This is a genomic window from Streptomyces caeni, from assembly GCF_042678285.1.
GTDB lineage: Bacteria > Actinomycetota > Actinomycetes > Streptomycetales > Streptomycetaceae > Streptomyces > Streptomyces caeni.
Map to the genome: position 1 here is coordinate 1 of NZ_JBHUDX010000127.1, position 5,548 is coordinate 5,548.

Sequence of the window (5,548 nt, forward strand, 5' to 3'; positions counted from 1 at the left end):
GTGGCCTCCTGCACACGGCGCTGGAGATCCGCGAGCTTGCCCGCAGTGGTGTGAACGTCGATCTCTTCCGGCTCGGACATCGGGGCGCGGCTCCCTGCTCAGTGGGGACGTGGAGGTGAGGCGAGCGAGAATGCTCAGAAGTACGGACGGTTACTCATCCGTAGCGTAGTGGTGTGCCCACCCTTCGGCAGTGCGGCGTTTACCACACCTAGGGTGGCTTGCATGATGCCGCGAGACGCCTCTGAGGCGAACGACCCGTCCGACGACTCCGCCGACGCCCCCGGGGGCGGCAGCCGCTGGTCCGACCTGGACCGCCCGCCCCTCAACGGAGCCGCGCTGCGCCGGGCGCTGGTGCGGGAGGGCGGGCTCTGGTCCCGGATCGAGGTGGTGCAGCGCACCGGGTCCACCAACAGCGACCTCGTCGACCTCGCCGTGACCGGCGACGCCGCCGAGGGCACGGTCCTGGTCGCCGAGGAGCAGACCGCGGGACGCGGGCGGATCGGCCGCGCCTGGACCGCTCCGGCCCGCTCCGGCCTGTTCTTCTCCGTCCTGCTCCGTCCGGCCGACGTGCCCGTCGCACGCTGGGGCTGGCTGCCGCTGCTCACCGGGGTCGCCGTCGCGACCGGACTGTCCCGGGCCGGGGGCGTGGACACGGCGCTCAAGTGGCCCAACGACCTCCTGGTCACCGTGGGGGACGAGGAGCGCAAGGCCGGGGGGATCCTCCTGGAGCGCGCGAGTGAGGACGCGGTCGTGATCGGCGTCGGCATCAACGTGACCCTCCGGGAGGACGAACTGCCGGTGCCCGTGGCGGGCTCGCTGGCCCTCGCGGGCGCCCGCGTCACGGACCGCGACCCGCTGCTGCGGGCGGTGCTGCGGTCCCTGGAGGACTGGTACGGGCGGTGGCGCGCCGCCGGCGGCGACCCGGTGGACAGCGGTCTGCAGGAGACGTACGCGGCCGGATGCGCGACCCTGGGCCGGCTCGTACGGGCCGATCTGCCCGGTGACCGCTCCCTCACCGGGGAGGCGGTGGCGATCGACGGCGACGGCCGGCTGGTGCTGGCGACCACGCAGGGGGTGCAGGAGCCCGTGGGGGCGGCGGACATCGTGCATGTACGGCCCGCCTGAGCACCGCGGGCCGCCGCCCGCCCGCCGACGCGATACCCACCTGAGCCGCTGAGGAGTGAGCTACCGCACACCTGCCGTAAAGTTGACCGCGGTCGAACCTGACCGCGGCAGATGGGAAGGGCAGCACGCGTGACCGTCGACGACACGGGCTCGGGCACGGGCGTACATCCCGACCCCGACGGCGAGCCGGAGCGGGACGCATACGCCGAGCCCGAGGGCAATCCCCTCGCGATCCGCCTGGAGCAGCTCATCCTGGGGGCGGAGCGCCGCTACACCCCCTTCCAGGCGGCCCGCAGCGCGGGCGTCTCCATGGAGCTGGCGTCCCGTTTCTGGCGGGCGATGGGCTTCGCGGACATCGGGCAGGCCAAGGCGCTCACGGAGGCCGACGTGCTGGCCCTGCGCCGTCTGGCCGGTCTGGTCGAGGCGGGCCTGCTGAGCGAGGCGATGGCGGTGCAGGTGGCCCGTTCGACCGGGCAGACCACCGCCCGTCTCGCCGAGTGGCAGATCGACTCCTTCCTGGAGGGCCTCACCGAGCCCCCCGAGCCCGGCATGACCCGCACCGAGGTGACCTACCCCCTGATCGAGCTGCTCCTGCCGGAGCTGGAGGAGTTCCTCGTCTATGTCTGGCGGCGCCAGCTCGCCGCCGCGACCGGCCGGGTCGTCCAGGCCGCGGACGACGAGGAGATGGTCGACCGCCGCCTCGCGGTCGGCTTCGCGGACCTCGTCGGCTTCACGAGACTGACGCGCCGTATGGAGGAGGAGGAACTCGGCGAGCTCGTCGAGGCGTTCGAGACGACCGCGGCCGATCTGGTGGCCGCCCACGGCGGACGGCTGATCAAGACGCTGGGTGACGAAGTGCTGTTCGCGGCGGACGAGGCCGGGACGGCCGCGGAGATCGCCCTGCGCCTCATCGAGACGATGGCGCACGACGAGACCATGCCGGAACTGCGCGTGGGCATCGCCTTCGGCACGGTGACCACCAGGATGGGCGATGTCTTCGGCACGACCGTGAACCTGGCGAGCCGGCTGACCTCGATAGCGCCCCGGGACGCGGTCCTGGTGGACGGCGCCTTCGCGGAGGAGCTGATCCGCACCGGTGAGGCGCCCGCCTCCGAGGCGGAGGCCGCCGAGGCCGCGGCCGCGGCGGAGAAGGAGGGCGAGGAGCCGCCCGAGTACCGCTTCGCGCTCCAGCCGATGTGGCAGCGCCCGGTGCGCGGCCTGGGCGTGGTCGAGCCGTGGCTGCTGACGCGCAGGGAGGAGACGGAGTAGCCCGCACGCCGGCGTCGAGCCGGCACGTCGTCGGCGCATTTTGCGCGAGTTCCGTGCGCGGGGCCCAGCGCGGGGCCCGCGCGGGTCCGGGAGCCGGCCGTCGGGAGGTCGTGGGTGCGGGGCGCCCCGGTGGCCGGGGATGCGGGGTGTCCCGCCCGCCCGGGGTACGGGCGGGCGTGTCAGGCGCTGCGGGGCGCTGTCGCGTGACGGGTCGTGCAGGTGTGGTGCAGGTGAGGAGCCGCGGGACCCCGCCGCGTGGGGTGGCCGTGCGCGCGGCCCGTCTCAACCCCCCGGTGCCACCAGGCCGTTGACGCACAGTCCGACGATCGGGATGCACAGGCCCGGAGGGTCCTGGTCCGGGGCGGGCACCGTGGTCGTGCTCGAGGACGGGGCGGGTGACCCCGCGGGCGGCGCCGTGGCCGTGGGGGACCGCGGTATACGCGATGCGGTGGGGTCCGACGGGGCGTCGGGAATGCCCGTCGCGGCGTCGGACGTGCGCGGGGCCGCCGAGGACGGCTGTGCGAGGGGGCGCACGGTGGCCGTCGCGGCCCGGGGCCCGCCCCCAGCCGCTGTGCCGGGGACGGCGGAGTGGCCCCGGGCGCCCGCGGACGGGACCGCCGGGACCGAGGCCGGCGCGGTGGACCCGGTGGTGGCGCCGATCCGGGGTTCGGCCTCCGCGGTTCCGCTCCCGCCCGTCACCGGCGGGGACGCGAGGTGGACGAGGCCGAGTGCCCCGGAGACCAGCGCGAACCCGCCGACGGCGAGGACCAGCCGCCGGGGGCGGGGCTTGCGGTGCCGGCCCGCCGGGCGGAGACGGAGGGGTCTTCGGGCGCCGTGCGGCGTCGTCGTGGTTCCGGCGGTGGCCGTGTCCGTGGTCATGGTCATCCCTCCCGCGCCGGCGACTCCCCGATGCGCCGTGGCGGTGCGCAGGTTATGTGCAGATTGGGGGTGGGGGGTGCGGAGACCGGTCGAATGTCACCCGAACGGGGGTGCGTAGCCCGGAAGTGGCCCCCGACCGTCCGGGGCTCGCGGCGGCTTTCGCCGGGCCGCTTCGGCTGCGATGATCGTGGCGTCGTAGTTAACCCGCGTTAACCGGGAGGGTGTCATGGCGGAGCAGGAGGACGAGCGCCGGTTCGGCGACCACGTCGTCGTACGGCGGCACGCGTATGTGGCGGAGCTGGCGCTCGACCGGCCCAAGGCGATGAACGCGGTGTCCACGGAGATGGCGCGTTCGATCGCCGCGGCGTGCGAGCACCTCGCCGCCGACCGGGACGCCCGGGTGACGGTGCTGACGTCGACGCACGAGCGGGCGTTCTGCGTGGGCGCGGACCTGAAGGAGCGCAACTCCTTCACTGACGCCGATCTGGTGCGCCAGCGGCCGGTCGCGCGGGCCGCCTACACCGGGGTCCTGGAACTGCCGATGCCGACGATCGCCGCCGTGCACGGGTTCGCGCTGGGCGGCGGCTTCGAGCTGGCGCTGTCCTGCGATCTGATCGTGGCCGACCGCACCGCGGTGGTCGGGCTGCCCGAGGTGTCGGTCGGGGTGATCCCCGGAGGCGGCGGTACGCAGTTGCTGCCCCGCCGGGTGGGCGCGGCGCGCGCGGCGGAACTGATCTTCACGGCGCGCCGCCTGGAGGCGGCCGAGGCGCGGGAGCTGGGCCTGGTCGACGACCTCGTGCCGGAGGGCCGGGACCGGGCGGAGGCCCTCGCCCTCGCGGCCCGGATCGCCGCGAACTCCCCGGTGGGCCTGCGCGCCGCGAAGCGTGCCCTGCGGCTGGGGCACGGTCTCGATCTGCGGGCCGGTCTGGAGGTCGAGGACGCGGCGTGGCGGTCGGTGGCGTTCTCCGGGGACCGCGCGGAGGGGGTGGCCGCCTTCAACGAGAAGCGGAGCCCCCAGTGGCCGGGCGAGTAGCCGGGAGACGCCCCCACCCCTGACGGCCCCGGGGCCCGATGGTTCGCACCCCTGATCGCCGCACCGATGTCTCATATGGTGCCGATCGTCCCTAGCCTGGAGTGATGGGTGAGGACAGTCGGCTGAGGGCCGTGGTGGCGCTGGCGCAGGGCATGGCGGCGGCGCACACCCCGCGGGAGGCGTGGCGGGCCGCCGCGCTCGGCGCGTGCCGGGCCCTCGCCGGCAGCTTCGCCGCGCTGTCCGTGTGGGAGCGTGAGCGCGGACGGCTGAGGGTCCTCGTCAACGTGGGGGAGCGGGCACCCGGCGAGGAGGAGTTCCCGGAGCACGAGGCGTACCCGGTGCACCAGTTCCCGGAGATCACCGAGTTCCTGCACGAGCGCTGGGCGGGCGGCGGCGGGCCGAGCGCCTGGGTGGAAACGGCCGAAGGCCCGGCGGCGGGGCGCGCCGGGTACTGCCACCAGCGTGTCGCCGCCCTGCGCCGGCGCGGCCGAGGCTGCTGTGTCGTCGCGCCGGTCGTGCTGCACGGACGCGCCTGGGGCGAGCTGTATGTCGCGCGCTCCGTCGGCGCCCCCGTCTACGGCGATGCCGACGCCGACTTCGCCACCGTCCTCGCCTCCGTCGTCGCCGCGGGCATCGCCCAGAGCGAACGTCTGGAGGAGGCCCGCCGGCTCGCCTTCACCGACGCGCTGACGGGCCTCGCCAACCGCCGTGCCGTCGATGTGCGCCTCGAAGAGGCGGTCGAACGGCACCGGAGCGAGGGGGCGGTGGTCTCGCTCGTCGTCTGCGACGTGAACGGGCTCAAGCGGGTCAATGACACGCGGGGGCACGCCGTGGGCGACCGGCTGCTGGAGCGCTTCGGGTCGGTCCTGTCCCTGTGCGGCGCCATGCTGCCGGGCGCTCTCGTCGCGCGGCTCGGCGGCGACGAGTTCTGCCTCCTCGCGGTCGGCCCGCCGGCCGACGAGGTCGTCCGGGTCGCCGACGAGATCTGCCGGCGCGCCGCCGAGCTGGAACTGGGCGACGGGGTCGCCTGCGGGGTCGCCTCCACCGAGGACCCGATCGGTCCGGTCCGCTCGGCCCGCCGGCTGTTCCGGCTCGCGGACGCGGCCCAGTACCGCGCCAAGGCGCTGCGCGCCGCGAAGCCCGTGGTGGCGGGCCGCGAGGGGCCCGACGATCCGGTGGTGCGGCTGGCCGACGCGCCGCCCCCGGCCGCCGTGGAGCGTCGCCGCTTCCGGGGCCGGAGCG

The 5,548-nt window shown here is 75.3% G+C and carries 5 protein-coding genes; 4 read left to right on the top strand and 1 reads right to left on the bottom strand.

The window, feature by feature from the left end; all coding sequences use genetic code 11:
• Nucleotides 1–222 precede the first annotated feature (222 nt).
• Together ACFSL4_RS35150 and ACFSL4_RS35155 are read left to right on the top strand one after the other, a co-directional pair.
• On the top strand, nt 223–1,125 hold the full coding sequence (locus ACFSL4_RS35150) for a biotin--[acetyl-CoA-carboxylase] ligase (protein ID WP_381091914.1): 903 nt from the start codon (nt 223–225) through the stop codon (nt 1,123–1,125).
• Nucleotides 1,126–1,254: 129 nt separating this feature from the next.
• A complete protein-coding gene (locus ACFSL4_RS35155) occupies nt 1,255–2,394 on the top strand; it encodes an adenylate/guanylate cyclase domain-containing protein (RefSeq protein WP_381091916.1) in 1,140 nt (379 codons plus the stop codon).
• Nucleotides 2,395–2,676: 282 nt separating this feature from the next.
• Here ACFSL4_RS35155 and ACFSL4_RS35160 read toward each other — a convergent pair whose 3' ends face one another.
• Entirely contained in the window at nt 2,677–3,273 is a 597-nt protein-coding gene (locus ACFSL4_RS35160) for a hypothetical protein (RefSeq protein ID WP_381091918.1), read from the bottom strand.
• Nucleotides 3,274–3,499: 226 nt separating this feature from the next.
• On the opposite strand from ACFSL4_RS35160, the gene ACFSL4_RS35165 reads away from it, so the two are divergent.
• Together ACFSL4_RS35165 and ACFSL4_RS35170 are read left to right on the top strand one after the other, a co-directional pair.
• Complete coding sequence (locus ACFSL4_RS35165) at nt 3,500–4,306, top strand: enoyl-CoA hydratase/isomerase family protein (protein ID WP_381091920.1); 807 nt, start codon at nt 3,500–3,502, stop codon at nt 4,304–4,306.
• Between the two features lie 104 nt (nt 4,307–4,410).
• Nucleotides 4,411–5,548: GGDEF domain-containing protein (locus ACFSL4_RS35170; RefSeq protein ID WP_381091922.1), on the top strand; the 1,138-nt coding region annotated here is incomplete at its 3' end.

Excerpts from the sequence above, each read along its gene's own strand:
- ACFSL4_RS35150 (WP_381091914.1), top strand. The coding sequence starts at position 223 with ATGATGCCGCGAGACGCCTCTGAGGCGAACGACCCGTCCGACGACTCC.
- ACFSL4_RS35160 (WP_381091918.1), bottom strand. The coding sequence starts at position 3,273 with ATGACCACGGACACGGCCACCGCCGGAACCACGACGACGCCGCACGGC.
- ACFSL4_RS35165 (WP_381091920.1), top strand. The coding sequence starts at position 3,500 with ATGGCGGAGCAGGAGGACGAGCGCCGGTTCGGCGACCACGTCGTCGTA.